This is a genomic window from Myroides sp. C1519 (genome assembly GCF_038039755.1).
Taxonomy (GTDB): Bacteria; Bacteroidota; Bacteroidia; order Flavobacteriales; family Flavobacteriaceae; genus Flavobacterium; species Flavobacterium phaeum_A.
In genome coordinates, this window is record NZ_JBBPHM010000006.1 from 81,160 (window position 1) to 103,968 (window position 22,809).

Genomic DNA, 22,809 nt, shown 5'->3' on the forward strand with positions numbered 1-22,809 from the left:
TATTTAGAGGTTTTTTTCATTTCCCAATACCGTTTTGAAGTAATGTTTTTGAAAAAATATTTGTGATTTTGATTTGAATAATTATTACAAAACAATACAACTTGTTTTGTGTTTATGTACTAATAATTTTTAGTACGTAAATTTGGATTTACATAAACTGAACATTCTGTAGGAGTTAACGTAATAATTGCAGGATTTGACCTATACATTTCCTCTCCGTACGGCTCACCTTGCCCTCCGGTTATCCCCTTCATAGAGTATCTAACTTTTGCTCCATTTTTACTAAAATTATCTTTAGGTTGAAAACTAATAAGCATTGTTCTCGGATTATAACTCCACAATCCATTTTCATCAGAATAATGATGTCCATCACTCGATTCACCACCTTCTATTGGATAAAAAACAAATGAATTAGGATCTATAAGGTCACTTCCTGCTTTTGGATCTGAAATATGTCCACCATAAGCATAATCTCTTTCGAAAGGATAAAACTGAGACATAGTTGTTGTACAAACATCAAAATCTTTATCTGTAGCAACTGCTGCATAAGGAACAGAAATCAATAAGTTACGAATCATATGAACATCCGTTCTCCCTCCTGTAATACCTGCGAAACCAACTTTCAATCGCTCTGGCACTGATGAATCTAATTCAAACTTCACATCTGGACCGGCTACATTCTGCAATTTTGGATCTGTTTCAAAATCACTATATTTTCCTTCTGCATTTTCATAATAAGTAATCTTCGTTTTATAGTGATAGTTATCAATAACAGTTGACAACTGATTTCCGTGTTGAATTTTTACACTTATATTAAATCCTCCTTCTTTATGAGGAATTAAACTAATAAAAGCTTTCCTAAACTTATCATCACTTTCATTATCCCCAACACCTCCATTTCGCAAGCTAAAAGAAGTATCTTTTGAAAAACTCGGACCAAAATTATAAGTACCATCATCATTTAATTCTCCACTACCATCTGTTTGTGTATCAGTTTTTAAAGTACTTACTGTTTTTAGTACCGGATATCCACGATATCCCAACATAGCATCACTCCCAGGTAATTTATATTCAGCTCCTCTTAAAGTAATATGACTTGGACCAGGTATATCTGATTTGGGTGATTTCCATTTATGTCCCTTAATTCCATTTATTCTTAGCTCATTACCAAAAACTTGATTTTTATAATTCCCTGACATATTTAATCCAACACCTAAATATGCTCCAGGTAAACCCTTTCGTCTATACTGTTTTTGAGCAGTCTCTGATGATCTATTAAATACATACCCCATAGAACGAGCCCCTGCTCCCATAAACATATCTTCATCCGGAATAGAACCATCGTATAAAAAAACAATGAAACCATCTGTACCATTAGGATCACTACCTCCATATACATTAAATTCAAAACTAATTTCTATACCATTACTTGAAGTAAAAGACATATCCTTCATTAAAATAGCACCAAATTGTCTTGATTTATTTGGGGTTAAAAACAATCCTTCAGTTGTAAAAGTTGCATTATTTGCCCCTTGTGGTAAATAAAGCCCCTGAGGCACATCAGTACCATCTTGAAGGGTTAAGAAAAAAGGAAAACTAACATTCGTATTTTGTGCCCATACATTTGATAAAGACACTAAAAAAACTATAATTATTGTTTTTATTTTATTCATGATCTAAGGTAAATATTAACACTATACAAGCGAAATCTCACAACAATTACCACTAATACAGATTAATTAAAATTAACATTAATAAAGCAAACAAACCAATATTATATACAATATATTATATTTTAATTAAAATATACAAAATATAAATTAACAACCAGATTGTAAATTTTACAATTAACAGAACTATTCCCCCTGAAAACAATCATCATACCAAAAAACAAAATATTTTATTCTTAACAGTTTTTTAATAAAAAAAATATAAAATACAACTATAGCCAACTCCTTTTAAAAAAGTGTAAAAACACCAAAAAAAAGAAGTACAACATCTAAATATTCCCATTTTATAACCGACTAAATAAAAAGAAATCTTTATTTAAAATGTAAAAAAAAATAAAAATCAAATAATTACTCAAATAAAGTGTACATAATTAAATGATCAAAAAACCTTTAAAAAGTTCCATTTACTATTGATTTATACAACTTTTTAAATTTTCAAAAAAATTACAATAATTCACTTTTTTTAAGTTTAACCATTGGCTTGAAAAAAACAATACATCTATATAATTCTACTCATAGAACCGCAAAAGATATTCGAGAATTTTGTAATAGAAGCGAATTATATTTTAAAAGTCTTTAAAAAAGACTGTGATAACTCAATTTTCACATCCTTAACAAAAAGGATATAATTAAATCAAATAACACACTATGTAAACAATTACCAATATTTACACATTTATACTTTAAAAAAGCACTTAATACACAACTAAAACACTTCTATTTTCTTTTTTGTTAAAAACAGCGAACTATATGTTTTATTGAGTAATCATTTGATTTAAGAAGATTTATTTAGCATATATTTGTAAGTAACACAAAACACCTAACAAATCCTTATTAACACCAATTCTTTAAAAATGGAAACTGTAAGTCTTAGAAAATCGTCTCAGATAGACGTTAACCAGCGTTATGATGAAATCTTGCTGATGCTTGCTGATGCAAAAAAAAGAGGGGAAAACTTCATAAAAGTAGAATATTTACCATATGAGCTTTATATGAAACTAATCGAACACAACTACGTAATTCAAAAAATGAAACAACGTGTGTATTCCTTTCTGTTTTTGAAGAAAACAATCAAGTATTATTATATTTATCAACAAACTACCAATTAATATTTTAGCCAAATATTTATGTTGATAATAACAATAGTATTTAGTTTAAACTAAAACTATTTTCAAGAATAGTATATATTCCTTACTAACGCGAAAAGCCTGAATTTCCACTCAGGCTTTTTTTATTCTACTCAATTCGATTGAGTACTTTTTGGATATATGCGTAATAATCTCCTTTGAGATTTTTTATTGAATCTTCCACTTGCCTTTTTAAAACCCACTTATTTAGCAAGGCAATTTCTTCTAAACAAGCGATTTTTAAACTTGTTCGCTTTTCTAAAGTTTTTACAAATTCCGTAGCCTCTGTCAATGATTCGTGAGTACCAGTATCTAACCAAGCAAAACCACGTCCCATCGGAATCAACTTTAATTGCTCTTGCTTAAGATATTTAAGATTCAAGTCAGTTATTTCTATTTCACCTCTTTTTGAAGGCTTTATATCTTTAGCTTTTTGAACGACAGAATTAGGATAGAAATATAACCCAACGACTGCATAGTTTGATTTAGGTAAAGCGGGCTTTTCTTCAATTGATATCACATTCCCTTCTTTATCAAAATCAACTACCCCATATCGTTCTGGATCGTCAACATAATAACCAAAAACAACAGCTTTCTGATCTTCTGTAACTATACGAATTGATTCCTTTAACATTACTTGTAAACCTGCACCATAAAAAATATTATCTCCTAATATCAAACAGACATCATCGTTTCCTATAAACTCCTTACCAATTATAAAAGCTTGTGCTAATCCGTCAGGATTTGGTTGCTCTGCATAACTTAGTGAAATTCCCAATTGACTACCATCTCCAAATAAGTTTTTAAAGTTTGGTAAATCTCTTGGTGTAGATATAATTAAAATTTCCCTTATCCCTGCCAACATTAATACTGACAATGGATAGTAAATCATCGGCTTATCATAGATAGGCAATAATTGCTTAGACACCGCCAATGTTAAGGGGTGTAATCGCGTTCCTGCTCCACCTGCTAATATTATTCCTTTCATTCGTGATTTTATTTTTTTAGACGCAAAGTATTGTATCTTTATATTGTGTCAAACGAAAACAATTAACTTTCACATTTCTGTAAACCGTTAACAGTAACCCTTTATTTATACTGTTCTTTATAGTAATCTGCATAAGCACCACTGGTTACATTCTCTAACCACTGTTGATTATTCATATACCACTCTATTGTTTTTGCTAATCCTTCTGGGAACGTAACAGATGGTTTCCATCCTAATTCCTTATTGATTTTAGTTGCGTCAATTGCATAACGTAAGTCGTGCCCTGGTCTGTCTTTTACATACGTAATCAACTGCTCACTCTCTCCTACTTCACGACCTAATACTGTGTCCATTTGTTTACATAACTCACGAACTAAGTCGATGTTTTGCCATTCGTTGAATCCACCAATATTATATGTTTCCGCATTTCCTCCTTTGTGAAATACATCGTCTATCGCTCTTGCGTGGTCTATTACATACAACCAATCACGAGTATATTTTCCATTTCCGTAAATAGGCAATGGTTTTTTATTGATGATATTGTGAATACACAGGGGAATCAACTTTTCTGGAAAGTGGTTTGGTCCGTAGTTATTAGAGCAATTACTAATTACATACGGCATACCATACGTTTCTCCATACGCACGTACAAAGTGATCTGAACTTGCTTTAGAGGCTGAATAAGGCGAATTTGGATCATAAGCTGTCGTTTCATAAAAGAAACCTGTTTCTCCTAACGAGCCATATACTTCATCTGTACTAACGTGGTAAAAACGCTTTCCTTCAAAATTACCTTGCCATAGCCCTTTAAATGCTTGCAATAAATTAACTGTACCAATTACATTTGTTTTCACAAATGCCAAAGGATCTGTAATTGATCTATCCACGTGAGATTCTGCTGCCAGGTGAATAACCCCATCAAATTGTTCTTTTTGAAACAATTCATTGATAAATTGCTCATCTGTAATATCTCCTTTTACAAACGTATAGTTTGGTGCATTTTCAATATCTCTCAGGTTCTCTAAATTACCTGCATACGTCAAGGCATCTAAATTATATATTTGGTAATTAGGATAGTTCAATACGAACTGTCTTACTACGTGTGAACCGATAAATCCAGCTCCTCCTGTGATTACAATCTTTTTCATTAGTTACTTCTTAATACCACAAAAATCTAAAACTACTTTATCATCAGTTAATTTTAATTCTTTAAACTCATTATGAGCAACTAAAAACACAATGATATCCGCTTTCTCAACAGCTACTTTATAGTCTGTTAATTTAAACACTTTGTGTTCTTGTACATTTGGTTCTACAATATACATATCCGCATCTCCTGAATCTTGCAATACACGCTCAGCAATATGAATAGCAGGAGACTCGCGTAAATCGTCGATATTCGGTTTAAATGCTAAGCCCATAATTGCAATCACTGGTTGACGTCCTTTTGTCAATTCAAACTCTAAACGAGTAGTTTTTACTTTTTCAGCACACCAAAATGATTTATAATTATTTATCTCTCTTGCTTGTGCGATAATACGAGATTCCATAGGGAATTCAGAAACAATAAAATATGGATCTACTGCAATACAATGTCCTCCTACCCCACATCCTGGTTGTAAAATATTTACACGTGGATGTTTATTGGCTAATTCTATTAATTCCCAAACATTAATACCCGCTCTATCACAAATTAATGACAACTCATTTGCAAAGGCAATCTGAACATCACGAGAAGAGTTTTCTGTTAATTTACACATCTCAGCTGTACGTGCATTTGTTGGGTGTAATGTTCCTTGTACAAATTGACTGTAAAAAGCAATTGCTTTTTGAGTTGATTCTTCATTCACCCCACCAATTACACGGTCGTTGTGAACTAATTCATACATTACATTTCCTGGCAATACACGCTCAGGACAATATGCTAAATATATTTTTCCTTCTAATTCTGGTCTTTCTGTAAAAATGTATTCCATCATTTTTTCAGTTGTTCCAACAGGAGAAGTAGATTCAATTATATACAAATCACCTTCTTTTAACAAAGGCATAATAGCTGTAGTAGCAGCTTTTACATAAGAAATATCTGGCTCGTGATTTCCTTTAAAAGGAGTTGGAACTACGACTAAATATGTATTAGCTTCAATTGGTGTAGTTGCCGCTTTTAAATAACCTTCTGCTACTGCCTGAGCCACTGCCTTATCTAAATCTGGTTCTACAATGTGAATTTTACCTGCGTTAATTGTATCCACAACGTGTTGTGAAATATCAACTCCGTGAACTCCTATTTTATTTTGTGCAATCAAAGCAGAAGTTGGCAATCCGATGTACCCTAAACCAATTGTTACTACTTGTGTATTTTTCATTTGTATATAAAATCTTGTTTGTTGTATTTTTTTTCAAAAACGCAATGAATTGCGTGTATTATAATTCAGCTATAAATTCCACAATGCGCTCACACGCTTTTCCATCTCCATAAGGATTGTGCAAAGCTGACATTGCTTGATAGCGCTTTTCATCTGTTAACAAGCTATTCGCTTCGTTTACAATCTTAGCTTTATCCGTTCCTACTAAAATAACTGTTCCAGCTTCTACAGCTTCTGGACGTTCAGTAGTATCACGCATAACCAATACAGGTTTCCCTAAACTTGGCGCTTCTTCTTGTACCCCTCCACTATCGGTAATAATCATAAAACTTTGGTTCATTAACCATACAAATGATGGGTAAGCCAAAGGTGAGATTAATTGAATATTATCAATTCCTGATAAAATCTCATATACAGGTCCTTTTACATTTGGATTCAAATGTACAGGATAGATAATTTGTGCATCTTTATGTGTTAAAGCTATTTCTTTTAAGGCCTCACAAATGCGAATAAAACCATCTCCATGATTCTCTCTTCTGTGTCCTGTTACTAAAATTAACTTCTTATTTGGATCAACAATTGTTTTTAAATTGTCGATTTCTTCATTTTGTAAATCTTCAACGCGCTCTACACTTTCTAATAGTGCATCAATTACAGTATTTCCTGTAACTAAAATATCTTTTTCAGCAATATTTTCACGTAGCAAATTAGCACGAGAAGCTTCAGTTGGTGCAAAGTGATAATCTGTTACTCTACCCGTAATCTGTCTGTTGATTTCCTCTGGAAAAGGAGCACGTTTATTATGCGTACGCAATCCAGCTTCTACGTGACATACTTCTGATCCACTATAAAAAGCAGCAATACTCGATGCCATTGTAGTAGTTGTATCTCCGTGTACATAAACATAATCAGGTTTAAAATCTTCTAATACATCTTTCAAACCATTAATTATATCCCCTGTTAGAGAATATAAATTCTGATTTGGTTTCATTAAATTCATATCATATTCAGGTACGATATCAAAAAACTCTAAAACTTGATCAAGCATTTCGCGGTGTTGTGCGGTAACACAAACTCGTGTATCAAATTTATCGCTATGCTTTTTAAACTCTTTTACCAATGGAGCCATTTTTATAGCTTCTGGTCTTGTACCAAATACAATTAAATTCTTTTTCATTTCTTTTTTATACTTTTAAACTACCCTCTTCCGATAGTATAAACTTCAAAACCTATTTTCTCTAATTCTTGACGATCTAAAAGACTACGCCCATCAAATACAAAGGCTGGCTTTTGCATATTGTCATATATCTTTTGCCAATCATAACCCTTAAACTCATCCCACTCTGTTAATACAGCTACTCCGTGTGCTCCGTTTAAAGCTTCGTAAGGGTTTGCGTGAACAGTTAAGTGTTTTTCGTTTGCTTCTGCACTGCGTGTATTTAGATAATCTAAGTCAGCCAACATTTGTTGTTCTGTTACTTTTGGATCGTAAACGTGAATATTTGCTTCTTCTTCCATTAAATCATTAGCCACATAAATAGCCGCTGATTCTCTGGTATCATTGGTATCTTTTTTAAATGCCCATCCTAAGAAAGCAATCTTTTTACCGTTTACAGTGTTGAATAACGTAGAAACAATACGCTCTGCAAAACGTCTTTTTTGGTGGTCATTCATAATGATTACCTGTTCCCAATAATTTGCAACCCCTGTTAAACCGTACGTTTGGGCAATATATACTAAGTTTAAAATATCTTTTTGAAAACAAGAACCTCCAAATCCTACGGATGCTTTCAAGAATTTACTTCCTATACGGCTATCTGTACCGATTGCTCTTGCTACTTCATTTACATCTGCACCAGAAACTTCACATAACTCAGAAATTGCATTGATAGAAGAAACTCGTTGTGCTAAGAAAGCATTAGCTGTTAATTTAGAAAGCTCTGAAGACCATACGTTTGTAGTTAAAATTCTTTCTGTAGGAACCCAAGCACTGTAAATATCTACTAAAGCTTGCATTGCTTCTCTTCCTTCTATAGTCTCTGCTCCTCCAATTAATACACGGTCTGGATTTAATAAATCCGTTACTGCTGTACCTTCTGCTAAGAACTCTGGATTTGAAAGTATTTGAAACTCTACTCCGTTTCCTGTTTGATCTAAAATACGTTTAATAGCTTGTGCTGTTCTAACAGGTAATGTAGATTTTTCAACCACAATCTTATCTGTTTTTGCAACACGAGCAATTTGACGCGCACATAATTCAATGTATTTTAAGTCTGCTGCCATCCCCTTACCTTTTCCGTAAGTTTTTGTAGGTGTATTTACAGAAATAAAAATCATATCTGCTTCGTCAATTGCTTTATCAACTTCAGTAGAGAAAAATAAGTTACGACCTCTTGCTTCACCAACGATTACATCTAATCCTGGCTCATAAATAGGTAATTTACTCAAGTCTTCCCCATTCCAATCTGCAATACGCGCTTCGTTAAGGTCAACAACAGTAATTTGGATAAGGGGATTTTTCTGTGCTATAACAGACATTGTAGGTCCACCTACATATCCAGCTCCAATACAACAGATCTTTTTGATTTCTTTCATAAAATAATCTAAATTATAAACACTTGAATGAACGTTATTTAAATATAATTTCACTATAATAAAATTATATAACAATATAATTCCAACAAACAAGAGTTATCAAAAATACAAAAGGAAATGCACAACGCATACTTTTAAAGCTTGTTTGTCTAAACAAAAAAAGAGCCTTACAGATGTAAAACTCTTTTTAAAACAAATTAATTCTTAAATCTAATCGTATTTTCGATTATCCTATTTTTCTAATTTTACTATTTTCTTTCTCCGCTACTTCTTTTCTTAACGAACTACTTGAAAAACGGTGATCTCTTCTATTATAATGTAATTCAATACCTGTCTCTTCACAATAAGCACGACCAGTAAAGTTTTTATCTTTATACTCATCACCTAAAATACGCACATCTATTTTAAAAGATCTTAAAATATCTTCTAAATCTTGCTCTGTTGCGTAAGGCACAATCTCATCAACAAATCTACACCCCTTTAATTGAATATATCTTTCTACAACAGTTTGTGTTGGCTTATTTTTTTCAGGTCTATCTAATGTTGGATCAGTTTGTAAACCCACAATTAAATAATCACACTCACGTTTAGCCTCTTCTAACATTTTTATATGTCCTGCGTGCAATAAATCAAAAGCACTAAATGTTATTCCTATTTTCATATTCCTTTTATTTTTGTTTGACCTTTTATGATATTCTATTACAAAAAATCAACCAATACTAAATATTATTTTATTTTAAAAACTAAAACAGTTTGTTATTTTTAGACAAAAAACAATAAAACTGTAATAATTGACCAATTTACACGACATCACTTGAAAACTTCTCTTAAAATACTATTTTATACAATATATGTTTTTATAACAATAAAAAATAGTATTGCAAACTGGCTTATTGTAAAGTGATAAAAACATACATAAAATGTGTAAAACCTCTACAATCTAATATATATATTTATTATACTTAACTCCTTTTTTATTTGGGAAGACAAAAATACATCAAATAAAAATTATAAACAGTAGTAATTCTGTGAAATAGCTATTTTTCTTAGGGAAATAGAATTATAAGAAATGTAAGAAAAACAACACCACAAGATATTAGGTATATCTTGTGGTGTAAAACAGAGTGGGGATTCTGTTTCTTTTTTGAAAAGAACTGTGAAAGTTAAATTGAATTTGGTAAAACTATTTTAACTCTCAGTATAAAAATTTGTCATTTTTAACTATCACAAATATATACAGTTTGCGATGTTAACCACTAAGACCAAAGTACTAAAAAAGTTACTTCTAAAATGAACAACAATTACGCACATATTTGAAATTCAACTCGTTAAGCAAAAACTAATACTAAAGTACTATGTTTTTTAACACTTAAGAAACTCACCTTTTTTTTGAAAAAACAACAAATTATATATCATATTTTTTATTTTTTCACTAATTAAAAATAAGCTTTTACGGAAATCCTCTTGCAAATATGAAATAATCTCGCATTATTTGCATAAATTGTTTATTAATAACAGTATAATATAAATTATGAAGTCCCCACTACAAAAGAAAGTAGCAAGTTATATCTTGTTACTCTTGTTATTTCCTTTATTTTCATATTCACAAAAAAGTAATAGTGATATAACTTTTTTTGAAAACCTACAATACAGTCCTTTAGCAGGAAAAAATAATACTGAAATTAGTACAAAAATTAATAATTATAAATGGTTAAGAATAACATTAGAAAATAACGAAATTAATAAACCTTGTATTTTTAAATTTCCAAGTGCTCATATCTTAGACTACGATTTTTATGTTAATGATGGAGTGAATTGGAATAAAATAATACCAAACTATGACCTTGATGGAAGCCGAATTAGTACGCGTTTTCCTGAACATCATTTTAAATCACACACCCCTTATATATACCTAAAGATTCCTCACAATTTCAATAATGCAGAACAATTTGTACTAAAAGAGAGAGGTGCCTATAAAGGTGCAGGAGTCAGTATGCTTATTTTAATTGGAGTATACTACGGATTCATAATTTTATCAATACTCCTTGACTTGGGTTTCTATTATATTTCAAAAGATCAAACATTTATTATTTTTAGTCTTCTACTTGCCTCTATTGGATTAATATTTTTTCATGAAGACGGAATGTTTTACTTTCTATCGGATGGAAAATATACATTAAAACACATAATTACTTTAAGTTTTCCAATTATTAGTTTTTTACTTTCTTACTTTACTTATAATTTTCTAAGTTTAAAAGAAAGTGGAAAAATCATCAAACTTATTTTAACCACATTAGCATTAACTTCTATTTTATTAGCTATTTCATATACTATTACTGACCAATATTTATATCTACATATACTAAAGCACGCTTGTTTAATAATACCAATCATAGGTTTTCTAATTTCTTTGTCTGCAATTAAAAAAGACATATATATGAAAATATTAACCGGTATATTTGTTATTCTTGTTTTTCAAGTTTTAGGTTATTCTTGGTCAATAACATACGATATTTTTAATTTTAGTTTTTTTCATTTAAATGCACTTAGAATTACTATGTCAATAAGTATTGTAGCTATTAACATACTTATTCTAATGAGAATTGAAAAATTAAATAGGCAAAATCAAATGTACCGTAATCAGATAAAGAATTATATTTTTGAGTTAAAGCAACAAAAATTAGAAGCGGCAATATCTCATAAAAACAACCCTTCTTTTTTTATACAGTCACCAGTACAAGCAGACAATCTATTGACCAATATTGAAAAAATAATTATGCAATTAAAAGAAGAGTTTGCTTTAACAGATAGAGAAACAGATGTACTTGTTGGTATTTGGGAAGGATTAGCTAATCAAGAAATAGCAGAAAACTTATCAATTTCACTGAGTACTACAAAACATCATGTCAGTAATTTATATGCTAAACTTAATGTCAAAAATAGAAGTCAAACTATTTTATTAAAAGAAAGTCTTTTAAATCAACAAGAGACTTTAGTAGACGTCTAAATATACAAATAAGGGCATACTCATCGTGTATGCCCTTATTTGTATATTTCAAAAAGTATTAGTCATCAATACCTAAAAACACTCCAGCGTTGTCAAAAAGTAATTCTAAATTCTCTCCTCCTTTCTCAACTTCTACTTGAAAATGATCTTTTTCTCGCTCAATACTCACTGTTTTATATCTACTGTAATTAGCCTTAATGTAAGAAGCAATACGCTCTAATAATACCGTATTTGGCAAATCATTCATTTGATTTCCTTTTATTTCTTTCCATTCTCCCATATTATCAAACTCAATCTTATAACCATTTGATAAATATACTTTGTATTCGTCTTCTTTACTATTTAATTCCTTCTTAACTAATACAACTGTCGTTTCTCCAAAATTCTTAGTTATAAACTCTTTTGCTACTTTCGGAATCTCTGTTTCTTCTACCACTTGTTCATCGTGGTCTAAATCAAGATCAAGTCCTATAAACTCTTGCTGCTGATTAAATACTAATTCTAAATTATCACTTAATGACACCTCAAATCCTCTTCTACTATCTTTATCCACTTCAATTATTGAAACATTTGGATAATTAGATTGTACATAAGCTAATATGGTTGGTATTTCTTTTTGTAAAAATTCCATAGGAATTGCTGAATTATCAAGCATTTCTACTTCTGTCCAATTTCCTTCCCTATCAAAGTCAATCTTCATATTGTTATCCAAGTTTGCAGAATGCGTAGATCCGTAATAATTTGGTTGTCCCAACTCTTTCGTTTCTTTCACTGCTACTTTTGGAAAAACGGACATAATAAAACTATACATACTATCTGGCAACGTTACTCCTTCATTTACTTCAACTCCTGCTACATTATCACTACTTTCTTTTTTACATGCCGTAACACTTAACGTCAAAGCTAATATACCTGCTAAAACAATATTATTTCTTTTCATATCACTTCTTATTAATCGTCAATTCTACTAAATTTCCCTTCTTTTGTAAACTCTAATTCCAATCCGTTACTCAGTTTAACTTCAATTTTTCTAAAGCCTTTTTCAACTTTTGTAATATCAACACCTGCAAAATTCTTCTTCACATAGTTTACAATATTCGTATTGATAAACCCAGTTGGAATCGCCATCTTACGTCCGTCTACTTCTTCCCATTCTCCTTTTCCATCAAATTCAACCTTCATTCGATCTACAAATTGTACTTCATACGATGTAGAAAACAATTCTTTATCTTGTTTTACGTAACTAATTTCCTTTCCTTTAAAGTAATTAGTAATAAAACTAAGGGCTTTTTGAGGTAATTGTTGCTTTGAAATGATTGTATCACTCGCCATTGATGATTGAGTAAATAAACTTGCTACTACCACCATCACTACTGTCAATAAATTTTTAAACTTTTTCATACTTGTTGTTTCTTATTTTTTATAGGACAAATGTATAGTCACAATCTGGAAAGAATTGGGAATAATTTAATTTGTAGAAAATATTTCGAAGTGATGTTTTCCATCGTAGTAATAACGCAATGATAAAGCAGGTGTTACTTTGACAATTGTTTCCACTAATGCCAAACCTAATCCAGTTGATTGCTCATTTGTAGAACTTCTAAAAAAACGATTGTAAATCAACTGTTCATCTAAAGCCCCCTCTAACATACTACTGTTACTAATAATCATTTTCGATGACTCTAATTTGATTACAATATCACCACCTTTTACATTGTGAAATAAAGCATTTTTCAACAAGTTTTGGAATAACATAATAGCCAAGCCTCTATCCATTGAAACAACAAAAGGCTCTGTATCGGCAATAATCTTTACAGCAATTGCTTTGTATTCTAATAATTCGTCATATTCACCAACTACAGCATAAACTAATTCATTAAAATTAACCTTCTGAATGTCTTGATATTGATTATTTTCTATTTTAGTCAACATCAATAAGGACTTATTTAACTTAACTAACCTTCTCACACTATCGTGAATTGATTCAATTTGCGCAATTTGCTTTTCTGTTACTCCCTCCTCTTCTATCATTAGCTCTAACTTATTACTAATAATAGCAAGAGGTGTTTGTGTTTCGTGAGCAGCATTTGACACGAATATCTTTTGCTGATCAAACGTATTTTCAATACGCTGAATCAATTTATTAATTTCAACTTGTAAATCATTAAATTCTCGAATCGGAGTAGCTGTTTCTTGGGTTACAACTTTTTGTCCAAAACTATACCCTTGTAAATTGCTCAATAAGCGATAAAATGATTTCCATACCTTACGCAAAATAAAATAGTTTATAATAAATATGCTCCCCAACAACATTACATATAATGCTAAAACAGAAATTCCAAAATCTCTAAGTAAATCATCTGCTTCAATTGTGGAAGTACTTATTTCTAATTTATAATTATCTCCCTTTTTATCCGTAAAGACTGTGGTCAAAATACGTACAGGTTCTTCATTATCATCTGACTCCATATAAATATTCTTTGTTTCAAAAACATTCTTAACCGAATAATCACCTGCAGGCAAAGGAGTAATTCTAAAGCCATTTGCTCCAAAAGACTGAACGCTTTTTAATTGTGGATCATTATATGCTTTTTTAATTATTTCAATCTTGGTATTTTTTAATCCATCATCAATGTTGTCGTACACCTCATCTGTCATAAATGCATAAAATACAAATACCCATAATGTAAGTACTACAAATAACCCAATTGACAAATACTTTAATGTATAGTTTTGTAATCTCATTTTATTCATTTACCAATTTATACCCCATACCATAAACAGATTGTATGTTCAAATCTGCTTTACTTGTTTTTAGTTTTTTTCTAAGATTTTTCACTTGTGAATAAACAAAATCAAGGCTATCCACATCATCTACATAATCTCCCCAAACGTGTTCTGCTAATGAACTTTTAGTCACCAAACGATTAGCATTTACCACAAAATAATATAGCATAGCAAATTCTTTATTATTAAATACAACTGATTTCCCATCCACTAAAACTAAGCGATCATCATAAAATATTTCAACATTATTCCACTTTGTACTTTGCTGACCATTTTGATTTCGCCTTCTTAAAACAGACTTAATACGCGCGTGTAATTCAGACAAGTGAAAAGGTTTTGTCAAATAATCATCCGCCCCTAACTCTAAGCCTAATACTTTATCATCTATAGAATCCTTTGCTGATATAATAATAACAGCATCTCCTTTTCCCTGATTTTTAATACTACGCAACAAGTCAATACCACTACCATCTGGCAACATAATATCTAACAACACACAATCATAATCAAACCCAACTACCTTATCTTCACCTTCTATGTAAGTTGAAGCTGTTTCAACCACATACCTTTCTTTCTCTAAAGACTCAACGATCACATTTTGTAGCTCACGTTCATCTTCAATCACAAGTATTTTCATTATTACGCCTATTTATTTTAATTAATTCAAGTTACAGAAAAGAAAAAAGTCTAACACAATAAAATTTACGAAAATTATAAAACACACTCATATCTTTAAATATCAAAACTTCACCAAATACCATACTGTACAAACAGAAATGATTACTTCTTTACAAGCTCATAATTTTAATATCTTAGTAATTCATAATATCGAAATGTTTCCACTACAATTACACACACACCGACTTCATATTGAAGAATTGGCGTATGCTGATGCTTCATTCATCCTTAATTTAGTCAATACTGAAGGGTGGTTAAAATATATTGGCAATAGAAATATTTATACTCTCTTTGAAGCAGCAATCTACATTCAAAGTATATTAGATAATCGTAATTTTAAATTCTGGACTGTAAAACTAAAAAACTCCAATAAAAGCATAGGACTTATAAGTATTATCAAAAGGGAATATTTACACTATCCCGATTTAGGTTTTGCTTTTTTACCAGAATACACGCATTTAGGTTATGCATTCGAGGCGACGAATATAATTGTAAAACAAGCACAAATACAGCAAAAATACGATACTCTATTAGCTACTACCCTCCCAACTAATCATCATTCTATAAAACTTTTGAAAAAATTAGGTTTTTTAAACCTACAGCAAATTGAAGTAAAGAATGAAAAGATGAACCTATATATTTTAAATAAAAATTAAAGTAATTAATATGTGAGTAACACAAAATATATTTTAAATAATGGCACAACAAATTACATCAATAAGAAAAAAATATATCACAATGCACTTTTAAAGCCTTATTCTATTCAAGAAGAAATAAAAAATCCCTTCCCATTCATAAACAATTAACGTTATTAATTATAAATAACATCACTAAATACTTAGCCAAAAGTGAAAATGTTTACTTCATGAAAGGGATATAAAATCGCATAAGGTACTAAGTCCCCACAATTCCCCTATGCGTTGACAAAATTATAATTTTTTACTACCTAAAACCAATCAACCACCAATAATTATCGACATTAGTAGTAAATTTTTACTTTGCTAAAACAATCACACTATTTACATATAATACTCAAGTAAATTAACATATTCAAATAAAATGACACAAAAAAAGCCATACATTAAGTACGGCTTTTTATTTTTTTTTCTGAAATTTATCTGTTTTATTTCGAAAATGTAAGTACAATCTCTTTTCCTGACTTCAAAAGAAGCTTACCGTCTACGATTTCATAGTTAGTTACTGACTGTAAAGTTTGCATATATTCTCTATCTGCTACACCTGAACAAAACATCATTGTTGATGCCATTTTCTCTCCTAACACGATTTCATTTCCTGCTTTTACACTATATTCTCCCATGATGTTATTACAACCATCATTTCCATTCACACGTTTTGTCGCAATCTCAAAGTTTAACTTCGGAGTCTTACTTGGAAACAAATCTTTTAATTCTTTTCCTTCTGATTTCATAGAAATCAATGTCCATTCTCCCCCTAATTCTTTTGCTTGGTCCATAGTTACTTTTTGTTCTTTTACAGTTTTATTTACTTCTCCTGCTGTTTTACAACTTACAACTGTCATTCCAGCAACTACTGCTAACATTAAAGCTATCTTTTTCATTTCTTCTCTTTTTTTTGATTATTGTTCTAAACAAAAATAGACTTTATCTATTTAGATAATCTAAAAATAATCATAAAATAACAGATTTATTCTTCCTAAAGTCACAATTTATCCTAATCAAACAGAATCTCATTTTAATAATTCGAAAAAATTAAACACCTTCACATTACCAAAAAATGATACTTATAAAGAAGTTATTCTTCAGAATACCCGTCAAACTTGTCAGACTGATAGGCTATAAAACAAACTCGTATCCTTTAAAACACTCTGTATCTTTAAACGTTCCCTCTTATTTAAACAATAAATTCCACTACACCATCACTCACAGATAAGCAAAAAAAAAGTGCTACCGAAGTAACACTTTTTATTCTTATAATTTAATACATTTTAGCTCTAAGCTCTTTAACTTTTGGATCATCTAAATAATCATCAAATGTCATATATCTATCAATTGCACCATTTGGAGTCAACTCTAAAATACGTGTACCAACTGTTTGAGCAAACTCGTGGTCATGTGTAGTCAACAAAATAGTTCCTTTAAAGTTTTTCAATGAGTTATTAAAAGCCGTAATAGACTCTAAGTCTAAGTGGTTAGTTGGCTCATCTAACATTAAAACATTTGCTCTTACCATCATCATACGAGAAAGCATACAACGTACTTTTTCTCCTCCTGATAATACTCTACCTGTTTTTAATGCTTCTTCTCCAGAGAAAATCATTTTCCCTAAGAATCCACGTACGAAAACCTCATCTCTCTCTTCTTCTGTTTTAGACCATTGGCGTAACCAATCAACAAGAGTTAAATCATTTTCAAAATATTCGTGGTTTTCAACTGGCAAATAAGATTGACTTGTTGTAACACCCCAATCAAACTTCCCTGCATCAGCTTGTTTTTTTCCGTTTAAGATTTCGTAGAATGCTGTAGTAGCACGAGAATCTTTAGAGATAACAACAATTTTATCACCTTTTGCAACATTCAAATCAACATCTTTGAAAAGAACTTCTCCATCAATAGATGCAGCAAGTCCTTCAATGTTCAAGATTTGATCTCCTGCTTCACGATCTTGATCAAAAATAATCGCAGGGTATCTTCTTGAAGAAGGTTTAATATCTCCTAAATTCAATTTATCAATCATTTTCTTACGTGAAGTTGCCTGTTTTGACTTAGCAACGTTCGCACTAAAACGACGGATAAACTCTTCTAATTCTGCTTTTTTCTCTTCAGCTTTCTTATTTTGTTGTGCTCTTTGTTTAGCCGCTAACTGACTTGATTCATACCAGAAAGTATAGTTACCAGAATAATGGTTAATCTTTCCAAAGTCAATATCAGATACATGCGTACAAACAGCATCCAAGAAGTGACGGTCGTGAGACACCACTAATACAGTGTTTTCGTAGTGCGCTAAGAAATTCTCTAACCAACCAATTGTTTCGAAATCCAAGTCGTTGGTAGGCTCATCCATAATTAACACATCAGGATTACCAAATAAAGCCTGTGCTAATAACACACGTACTTTTAATTTAGCATCCATTTCTGCCATTAACGTATAGTGGAAGTCTTCAGTAATTCCTAAGTTCGAAAGTAACGTTGCAGCAGCAGATTCTGCATTCCAACCATCCATTTCATCAAACTTAATTTGTAACTCACCTATTCTATCAGCATTCTCATCTGTATAGTTTAAGTAAAGCTCGTCCATTTCTTTCTTAACCGAATACAAATCTTTGTTCCCCATCATTACAGTTTCTAATACTGTATATTCATCGAACATATTGTGATTTTGGTTTAGAACAGACATACGCTTTCCTGGTTCTAAAGATACGTGTCCAGAAGTAGGATCAAACTCTCCTGACAGTATTTTTAAAAAAGTAGATTTACCAGCACCATTAGCACCAATAATTCCATAGCAGTTCCCTTGCGTAAAGGTTACATTAACTTCATCAAATAAAATTCGCTTTCCGAATTGAACTGACAGATTTGAAACTGTTAACATCGTAGTATTTTGATTTATATTGTCCGCAAAATTAATAAATTTATATTTAGAAACATCTTTTATTATAACTTATCACTGAACAGATACACTTTAACCATCTATTAACAAATAAAAAGACAGGTAAAACTTACATTTGCTGTAAGACTGTTAAATATGGTAATACATACCAACTAAGCTAATGCGTACAAATTTTTTAAACTACAAACTTCTTTATCTCGTCATTCCCATTGTTGCTTTATTCTCTTCTTGTAAAGAGAAATTTGCAAAAGACGACTTTGTTGCTCATTTCCAAGGCGAAATAATTAACCCTACTTCTAATTTTGTTCTTTTCTGTAAGGATAACGAAGTAATTGACACTTTATTTTTAGATAAAGAAAATAAATTTTATAAAAAGTTTGATTCTCTACCCCCTGGAATGTATATCTACAAACACAATCCAGAATTTCAATATGTATACTTTGATAAAAACGACAGTCTAACATTACGCTTAAATTCAAAGGATTTTGACCATTCTATTATATTTTCAGGTAGAGGAGCGGAGAAGAATAACTTCTTAATGAATCTAACAGTTAAAAACATATTAGATGAAAGTGAGCGATTCAGTACTTTTGACACACCGCCTGAACAATTTATTAAACGCATTGATTCTGTTCACGCTGCAAGAACTACTTATTATTTAAGAAATAAAGCAATTATTGACTGGTCTGACGGTTTTGATTTATACGCTAAAACCAAACTTGACCTGCATTTCTATTCCTTAAAAGAACTATACCCTATCCTGCATTTCATACGTACTAACGATGACGTTAGAGATAAATTACCTGCAGATTATCTTGGGTTTAGAAAAAAAGTAAATTTTAATGATGAGCGCCTTCTAAAATACTCTTCTTTTACTAAGTATTTAGCTATTATGCTTAATTCGATTGTAGAAGAATCTGAAGAAGAGTTTATTTCTGAAAACAGATATGATAAATATATCGACAAATTAAATATTGTAGATACATTGATTCAAAACACAAAAGTAAGAAACGCTATATTTGACAATATCGCTTTTATTTATTTGTTACAAGATCAAAACCTCAACAATAACGACTTGTTTTTAGAACGTTATTTCGAACTTTCAACTGATGAGGATCAACACAATGAAATTATTTTGATTCAACAAGCAATTCAAAACTTGAAATACGAAAATAAATTACCTGAAGTACCTCTTGTAGATGCAAGCAATACCAATATTCAAATAAATAAAGTAATTAAGAAACCTACTTTAGTTTTCTTTTGGACTAAAAATGGTATATCTCACGCTGATGCTGCTCACAGACGAGCACATAGCTTAATGCAAGAAAACCCTAATATTGATGTTTTAGGTATTTGCATTGACGGAGATCACGGAGAGTGGCTAAGTTTATTACCAAGATACCGAGATTACAATATAAAAGAATTAAGATCAAGTGATTTTAACCAAATGAAAGATAAATGGATTATCACTAAAATTCAACGTTGTATGATTTTAGAAAAAGATGGTTCGCTAAAAGACCCTTTTGTCAATATATTTGACAAGAACATTGAAGATTTACTAAAGAAATAAAGAATAAAAAACGCCTCATTATATAATGAGGCGTTTTTTATTGCTTATAACTACGTAAGAGGTTTACTTCCCATATCTCTAAAGTACTCTATTTTACTTAAAAACATTGCTGCCATACGTTCTGCCCTCCATTTAGCTTCTTCTGCTAATTTCCCTTCATATAACTCATCTACAGTACTATTAAATAAATGTTTCCACGTATCAAAGTGCTCCTGGCTCACAGGTAGTTGTGCGTGTGGTGGAAAAGGACGTCCACTATAAGAGTACTCTTCTAATAGAATTGTCTGCCAAAATTTGTACATTTTTTCTAAATGCTCTGGCCAACGACCAACCAATTTACTTTCAAATATTGGCCCTATTAAATCATTTTTTTGCACTCGTCCGTAAAAGGTATCTACCAAAACCTTAATATCTTCTATACTTTCTATATCTTTTTTCATTACAAATGCTTATTTTTACCTATTAATAAATACCCCACAAACCCTCAATCACATTGCTATGATAACTATTTCAATATTAGGTTCGGGAAAAGTAGCGCATCACTTGATCCTAAATATCTTAGAACAAGATAACATTACACTACAACAAGTTTATGCTCGAACTCCTAACAAAGTTAGTAACTTAGTTTCGCACAATCAAATAATAACAGACCTTAACTTATTAAAACCTGCTGATTTATTTATCATTGCTGTAAGCGATGATGCTATCGAAGAAGTTTCAAATGCAATACCTTTTCCTAATTCTTTTGTTGTTCATACTTCGGGTACTAAACCAATGGATAGTATCCAAAACACAAATAGAAAAGGTGTCTTTTATATGTTACAAACGTTTTCTCTTGACAAAGAAGTTGACTTTTCGGCAATCCCTTTTTGTTTAGAGGCAAGTAATATAGATGACTTTCTTCTTTTAGAAAAAATAGCAATAAAATTCTCTGAACGCGTTTATAAAATTAGCAGTACACAACGTCAAGCCATTCACTTAGCAGCAGTATTTGTAAACAATTTTACAAATCACTTATGTACGTTAGGTGAGGAAATCTGTAAAGAAAATAATGTGCCTTTTGACATCCTAAAACCGCTAATCTTAGAAACAGCACATAAAATTGAGGTTTTAGCTCCTAAAGACGCACAAACTGGTCCAGCCATTAGAGGTGATCAAAGTATTATAGACAGACACCTTAATGCCTTAAACGACCCAATTAAAAAAGAAATATACCAATTAATAACAAAATCAATACAAAGCAAATAATGTCTAAACACTTTAAAGAAATAATGAATGACATCACTACATTTATTTTTGATGTAGATGGTGTACTTACAGATGGAAATGTACACGTAGCTCAAGATGGTAGCCTATTAAGAGATATGAGTATCCGTGACGGATACGCTATCAAAGCTGCTATTGAAAATGGTTACCAAGTATGTATTATTTCTGGAGGTAGTAATGATGGAGTACGCATTAGATTACAAAACTTAGGGGTGAAAGAAATCTATATGGCTGTTCCCAACAAGGTAACTGTATTCAAAGAAATCATTGCAAAATACAATCTAAACCCAGAGAATATTCTTTATATGGGTGACGATATTCCTGACTATCATATTATGCATGAAGTAGCATTACCTACTTGTCCACAAGATGCTGTTCCAGAAATAAAACGCGTAGCTAAATATATCTCTCATGTTAATGGAGGAAAAGGTGCTGCAAGAGATGTTATTGAACAAGTAATGAAAACACAACAAAAGTGGTTTCAACATTTTGACGCTAAATACGATTAATGTTCTCCTTATATGTTAGATATATTATTTAAAGAATATGCAATTGTCTTAGGCTCTAATTCTCCTCGTAGAAAGCAATTTTTACAAGAACTTGGCATTCCCTTTGTAGTCAGAGCATCTGATATAGATGAAAGCTACCCTGAAGAATTACAAGCTGGAGAAATAACAGATTTTATAGCAAAAGCAAAATCAGAAGCCATTTCACTTGAAAGCGATAATGAAATATTAATTACAAGTGATACTACTGTTTGGAACAACAACCAATCTTTAGGAAAGCCAGCAAACAGACAAGAAGCTTATGAAATGATTAAAAGCATCAGCGGAAAAGAACACGAAGTTATTAGCTCTGTTTGCCTTAGAAATAAGAGTAAAACAAGAATATTTAACTGTATCACAAAAGTTACTTTTGCTGAATTGTCAGATGAAGTTATCTATTATTATATTGACAATTATAAACCATTTGATAAAGCTGGTGCGTACGGAATTCAAGAGTGGATTGGTTTAGTTGGTATTGAAAAGATTGATGGTTCTTACACTAATATTGTAGGCTTACCAACAACCGAATTAGTACAAGAGTTAATTCAATTTATTAAAGAATAAC

Annotated in this window: 21 protein-coding genes; 7 read left to right on the plus strand and 14 right to left on the minus strand. The window is 31.0% G+C overall.

The window, feature by feature from the left end; translation table 11 throughout:
- Nucleotides 1–119: 119 nt before the first annotated feature.
- A complete protein-coding gene (locus AABL81_RS05330) occupies nt 120–1,673 on the minus strand; it encodes a hypothetical protein (RefSeq protein WP_341340508.1) in 1,554 nt (517 codons plus the stop codon).
- A 911-nt stretch (nt 1,674–2,584) separates the two neighbouring features.
- Between AABL81_RS05330 and AABL81_RS05335 the strand changes: the two genes are divergently transcribed.
- Nucleotides 2,585–2,839, plus strand: a complete 255-nt coding sequence (locus AABL81_RS05335; protein ID WP_158211212.1) for a hypothetical protein — start codon at nt 2,585–2,587, stop codon at nt 2,837–2,839.
- Between the two features lie 127 nt (nt 2,840–2,966).
- Here AABL81_RS05335 and rfbA read toward each other — a convergent pair whose 3' ends face one another.
- The 6 genes from rfbA to AABL81_RS05365 form a co-directional block, all read right to left on the minus strand.
- Entirely contained in the window at nt 2,967–3,845 is an 879-nt protein-coding gene (rfbA, locus tag AABL81_RS05340; protein ID WP_158211213.1) for a glucose-1-phosphate thymidylyltransferase RfbA, read from the minus strand.
- Between the two features lie 101 nt (nt 3,846–3,946).
- The gene (gene rfbB / locus AABL81_RS05345) at nt 3,947–4,993 is read right to left on the minus strand and encodes a dTDP-glucose 4,6-dehydratase (protein WP_341340509.1); all 1,047 of its coding nucleotides are present in this window, start codon (nt 4,991–4,993) and stop codon (nt 3,947–3,949) included.
- A gap of 3 nt (nt 4,994–4,996) precedes the next feature.
- Nucleotides 4,997–6,208, minus strand: a complete 1,212-nt coding sequence (gene wecC / locus AABL81_RS05350; protein WP_341340510.1) for a UDP-N-acetyl-D-mannosamine dehydrogenase — start codon at nt 6,206–6,208, stop codon at nt 4,997–4,999.
- A gap of 58 nt (nt 6,209–6,266) precedes the next feature.
- Nucleotides 6,267–7,385 carry a non-hydrolyzing UDP-N-acetylglucosamine 2-epimerase gene (gene wecB, locus AABL81_RS05355; protein WP_341340511.1) on the minus strand — a complete coding sequence of 373 codons (1,119 nt, stop codon included), beginning with the start codon at nt 7,383–7,385 and terminating at the stop codon, nt 6,267–6,269.
- Nucleotides 7,386–7,405: 20 nt separating this feature from the next.
- Complete coding sequence (locus AABL81_RS05360; protein WP_341340512.1) at nt 7,406–8,803, minus strand: UDP-glucose 6-dehydrogenase; 1,398 nt, start codon at nt 8,801–8,803, stop codon at nt 7,406–7,408.
- A 226-nt stretch (nt 8,804–9,029) separates the two neighbouring features.
- Complete coding sequence (locus AABL81_RS05365) at nt 9,030–9,464, minus strand: adenylyltransferase/cytidyltransferase family protein (RefSeq protein ID WP_158211218.1); 435 nt, start codon at nt 9,462–9,464, stop codon at nt 9,030–9,032.
- Nucleotides 9,465–10,334: 870 nt separating this feature from the next.
- Between AABL81_RS05365 and AABL81_RS05370 the strand changes: the two genes are divergently transcribed.
- Nucleotides 10,335–11,810 carry a LuxR C-terminal-related transcriptional regulator gene (locus tag AABL81_RS05370; protein WP_341340513.1) on the plus strand — a complete coding sequence of 492 codons (1,476 nt, stop codon included), beginning with the start codon at nt 10,335–10,337 and terminating at the stop codon, nt 11,808–11,810.
- A gap of 58 nt (nt 11,811–11,868) precedes the next feature.
- Here AABL81_RS05370 and AABL81_RS05375 read toward each other — a convergent pair whose 3' ends face one another.
- The 4 genes from AABL81_RS05375 to AABL81_RS05390 all read right to left on the minus strand — a co-directional run bounded on the left by AABL81_RS05375 (nt 11,869) and on the right by AABL81_RS05390 (nt 15,234).
- A complete protein-coding gene (locus AABL81_RS05375; RefSeq protein ID WP_341340514.1) occupies nt 11,869–12,750 on the minus strand; it encodes a PepSY-like domain-containing protein in 882 nt (293 codons plus the stop codon).
- 11 nt (nt 12,751–12,761) lie between these two features.
- The gene (locus tag AABL81_RS05380; RefSeq protein WP_158211221.1) at nt 12,762–13,211 is read right to left on the minus strand and encodes a PepSY-like domain-containing protein; all 450 of its coding nucleotides are present in this window, start codon (nt 13,209–13,211) and stop codon (nt 12,762–12,764) included.
- A gap of 66 nt (nt 13,212–13,277) precedes the next feature.
- Nucleotides 13,278–14,555 carry a PorY family sensor histidine kinase gene (locus AABL81_RS05385; RefSeq protein WP_158211382.1) on the minus strand — a complete coding sequence of 426 codons (1,278 nt, stop codon included), beginning with the start codon at nt 14,553–14,555 and terminating at the stop codon, nt 13,278–13,280.
- A 1-nt stretch (nt 14,556) separates the two neighbouring features.
- Complete coding sequence (locus AABL81_RS05390; RefSeq protein WP_158211222.1) at nt 14,557–15,234, minus strand: response regulator transcription factor; 678 nt, start codon at nt 15,232–15,234, stop codon at nt 14,557–14,559.
- A gap of 139 nt (nt 15,235–15,373) precedes the next feature.
- Between AABL81_RS05390 and AABL81_RS05395 the strand changes: the two genes are divergently transcribed.
- A complete protein-coding gene (locus AABL81_RS05395; protein WP_341340515.1) occupies nt 15,374–15,931 on the plus strand; it encodes a GNAT family N-acetyltransferase in 558 nt (185 codons plus the stop codon).
- 467 nt (nt 15,932–16,398) lie between these two features.
- Here the strand turns inward: AABL81_RS05395 and AABL81_RS05400 are convergent, their stop codons facing one another.
- A complete protein-coding gene (locus tag AABL81_RS05400; RefSeq protein WP_341340516.1) occupies nt 16,399–16,854 on the minus strand; it encodes an META domain-containing protein in 456 nt (151 codons plus the stop codon).
- A 377-nt stretch (nt 16,855–17,231) separates the two neighbouring features.
- The gene (locus AABL81_RS05405; protein WP_158211224.1) at nt 17,232–18,845 is read right to left on the minus strand and encodes an ABC-F family ATP-binding cassette domain-containing protein; all 1,614 of its coding nucleotides are present in this window, start codon (nt 18,843–18,845) and stop codon (nt 17,232–17,234) included.
- A gap of 178 nt (nt 18,846–19,023) precedes the next feature.
- Between AABL81_RS05405 and AABL81_RS05410 the strand changes: the two genes are divergently transcribed.
- Complete coding sequence (locus AABL81_RS05410; protein WP_158211225.1) at nt 19,024–20,433, plus strand: hypothetical protein; 1,410 nt, start codon at nt 19,024–19,026, stop codon at nt 20,431–20,433.
- Between the two features lie 50 nt (nt 20,434–20,483).
- Here AABL81_RS05410 and AABL81_RS05415 read toward each other — a convergent pair whose 3' ends face one another.
- Nucleotides 20,484–20,873, minus strand: a complete 390-nt coding sequence (locus AABL81_RS05415; RefSeq protein WP_341340517.1) for a group III truncated hemoglobin — start codon at nt 20,871–20,873, stop codon at nt 20,484–20,486.
- Nucleotides 20,874–20,931: 58 nt separating this feature from the next.
- Between AABL81_RS05415 and AABL81_RS05420 the strand changes: the two genes are divergently transcribed.
- Genes AABL81_RS05420 through AABL81_RS05430 form a run of 3 tightly spaced genes read left to right on the plus strand, consistent with a single transcriptional unit; the run spans nt 20,932 to nt 22,808 of the window.
- A complete protein-coding gene (locus AABL81_RS05420; RefSeq protein WP_158211227.1) occupies nt 20,932–21,681 on the plus strand; it encodes a Rossmann-like and DUF2520 domain-containing protein in 750 nt (249 codons plus the stop codon).
- The gene (locus AABL81_RS05425) at nt 21,681–22,208 is read left to right on the plus strand and encodes a KdsC family phosphatase (RefSeq protein WP_158211228.1); all 528 of its coding nucleotides are present in this window, start codon (nt 21,681–21,683) and stop codon (nt 22,206–22,208) included. Before AABL81_RS05420 ends, AABL81_RS05425 begins: the two co-directional genes overlap by 1 nt.
- A 12-nt stretch (nt 22,209–22,220) precedes the next feature.
- Entirely contained in the window at nt 22,221–22,808 is a 588-nt protein-coding gene (locus AABL81_RS05430; protein ID WP_158211229.1) for a Maf family nucleotide pyrophosphatase, read from the plus strand.
- Nucleotide 22,809 lies beyond the last annotated feature (1 nt).

Bases quoted from the DNA above. Each gene is read 5' to 3' on its own strand.
- AABL81_RS05330 (WP_341340508.1), bottom strand. From the start codon at position 1,673: ATGAATAAAATAAAAACAATAATTATAGTTTTTTTAGTGTCTTTATCA.
- AABL81_RS05335 (WP_158211212.1), top strand. From the start codon at position 2,585: ATGGAAACTGTAAGTCTTAGAAAATCGTCTCAGATAGACGTTAACCAG.
- rfbA (WP_158211213.1), bottom strand. From the start codon at position 3,845: ATGAAAGGAATAATATTAGCAGGTGGAGCAGGAACGCGATTACACCCC.
- rfbB (WP_341340509.1), bottom strand. From the start codon at position 4,993: ATGAAAAAGATTGTAATCACAGGAGGAGCTGGATTTATCGGTTCACAC.
- wecC (WP_341340510.1), bottom strand. From the start codon at position 6,208: ATGAAAAATACACAAGTAGTAACAATTGGTTTAGGGTACATCGGATTG.
- wecB (WP_341340511.1), bottom strand. From the start codon at position 7,385: ATGAAAAAGAATTTAATTGTATTTGGTACAAGACCAGAAGCTATAAAA.
- AABL81_RS05360 (WP_341340512.1), bottom strand. From the start codon at position 8,803: ATGAAAGAAATCAAAAAGATCTGTTGTATTGGAGCTGGATATGTAGGT.
- AABL81_RS05365 (WP_158211218.1), bottom strand. From the start codon at position 9,464: ATGAAAATAGGAATAACATTTAGTGCTTTTGATTTATTGCACGCAGGA.
- AABL81_RS05370 (WP_341340513.1), top strand. From the start codon at position 10,335: ATGAAGTCCCCACTACAAAAGAAAGTAGCAAGTTATATCTTGTTACTC.
- AABL81_RS05375 (WP_341340514.1), bottom strand. From the start codon at position 12,750: ATGAAAAGAAATAATATTGTTTTAGCAGGTATATTAGCTTTGACGTTA.
- AABL81_RS05380 (WP_158211221.1), bottom strand. From the start codon at position 13,211: ATGAAAAAGTTTAAAAATTTATTGACAGTAGTGATGGTGGTAGTAGCA.
- AABL81_RS05385 (WP_158211382.1), bottom strand. From the start codon at position 14,555: ATGAGATTACAAAACTATACATTAAAGTATTTGTCAATTGGGTTATTT.
- AABL81_RS05390 (WP_158211222.1), bottom strand. From the start codon at position 15,234: ATGAAAATACTTGTGATTGAAGATGAACGTGAGCTACAAAATGTGATC.
- AABL81_RS05395 (WP_341340515.1), top strand. From the start codon at position 15,374: ATGATTACTTCTTTACAAGCTCATAATTTTAATATCTTAGTAATTCAT.
- AABL81_RS05400 (WP_341340516.1), bottom strand. From the start codon at position 16,854: ATGAAAAAGATAGCTTTAATGTTAGCAGTAGTTGCTGGAATGACAGTT.
- AABL81_RS05405 (WP_158211224.1), bottom strand. From the start codon at position 18,845: ATGTTAACAGTTTCAAATCTGTCAGTTCAATTCGGAAAGCGAATTTTA.
- AABL81_RS05410 (WP_158211225.1), top strand. From the start codon at position 19,024: ATGCGTACAAATTTTTTAAACTACAAACTTCTTTATCTCGTCATTCCC.
- AABL81_RS05415 (WP_341340517.1), bottom strand. From the start codon at position 20,873: ATGAAAAAAGATATAGAAAGTATAGAAGATATTAAGGTTTTGGTAGAT.
- AABL81_RS05420 (WP_158211227.1), top strand. From the start codon at position 20,932: ATGATAACTATTTCAATATTAGGTTCGGGAAAAGTAGCGCATCACTTG.
- AABL81_RS05425 (WP_158211228.1), top strand. From the start codon at position 21,681: ATGTCTAAACACTTTAAAGAAATAATGAATGACATCACTACATTTATT.
- AABL81_RS05430 (WP_158211229.1), top strand. From the start codon at position 22,221: ATGTTAGATATATTATTTAAAGAATATGCAATTGTCTTAGGCTCTAAT.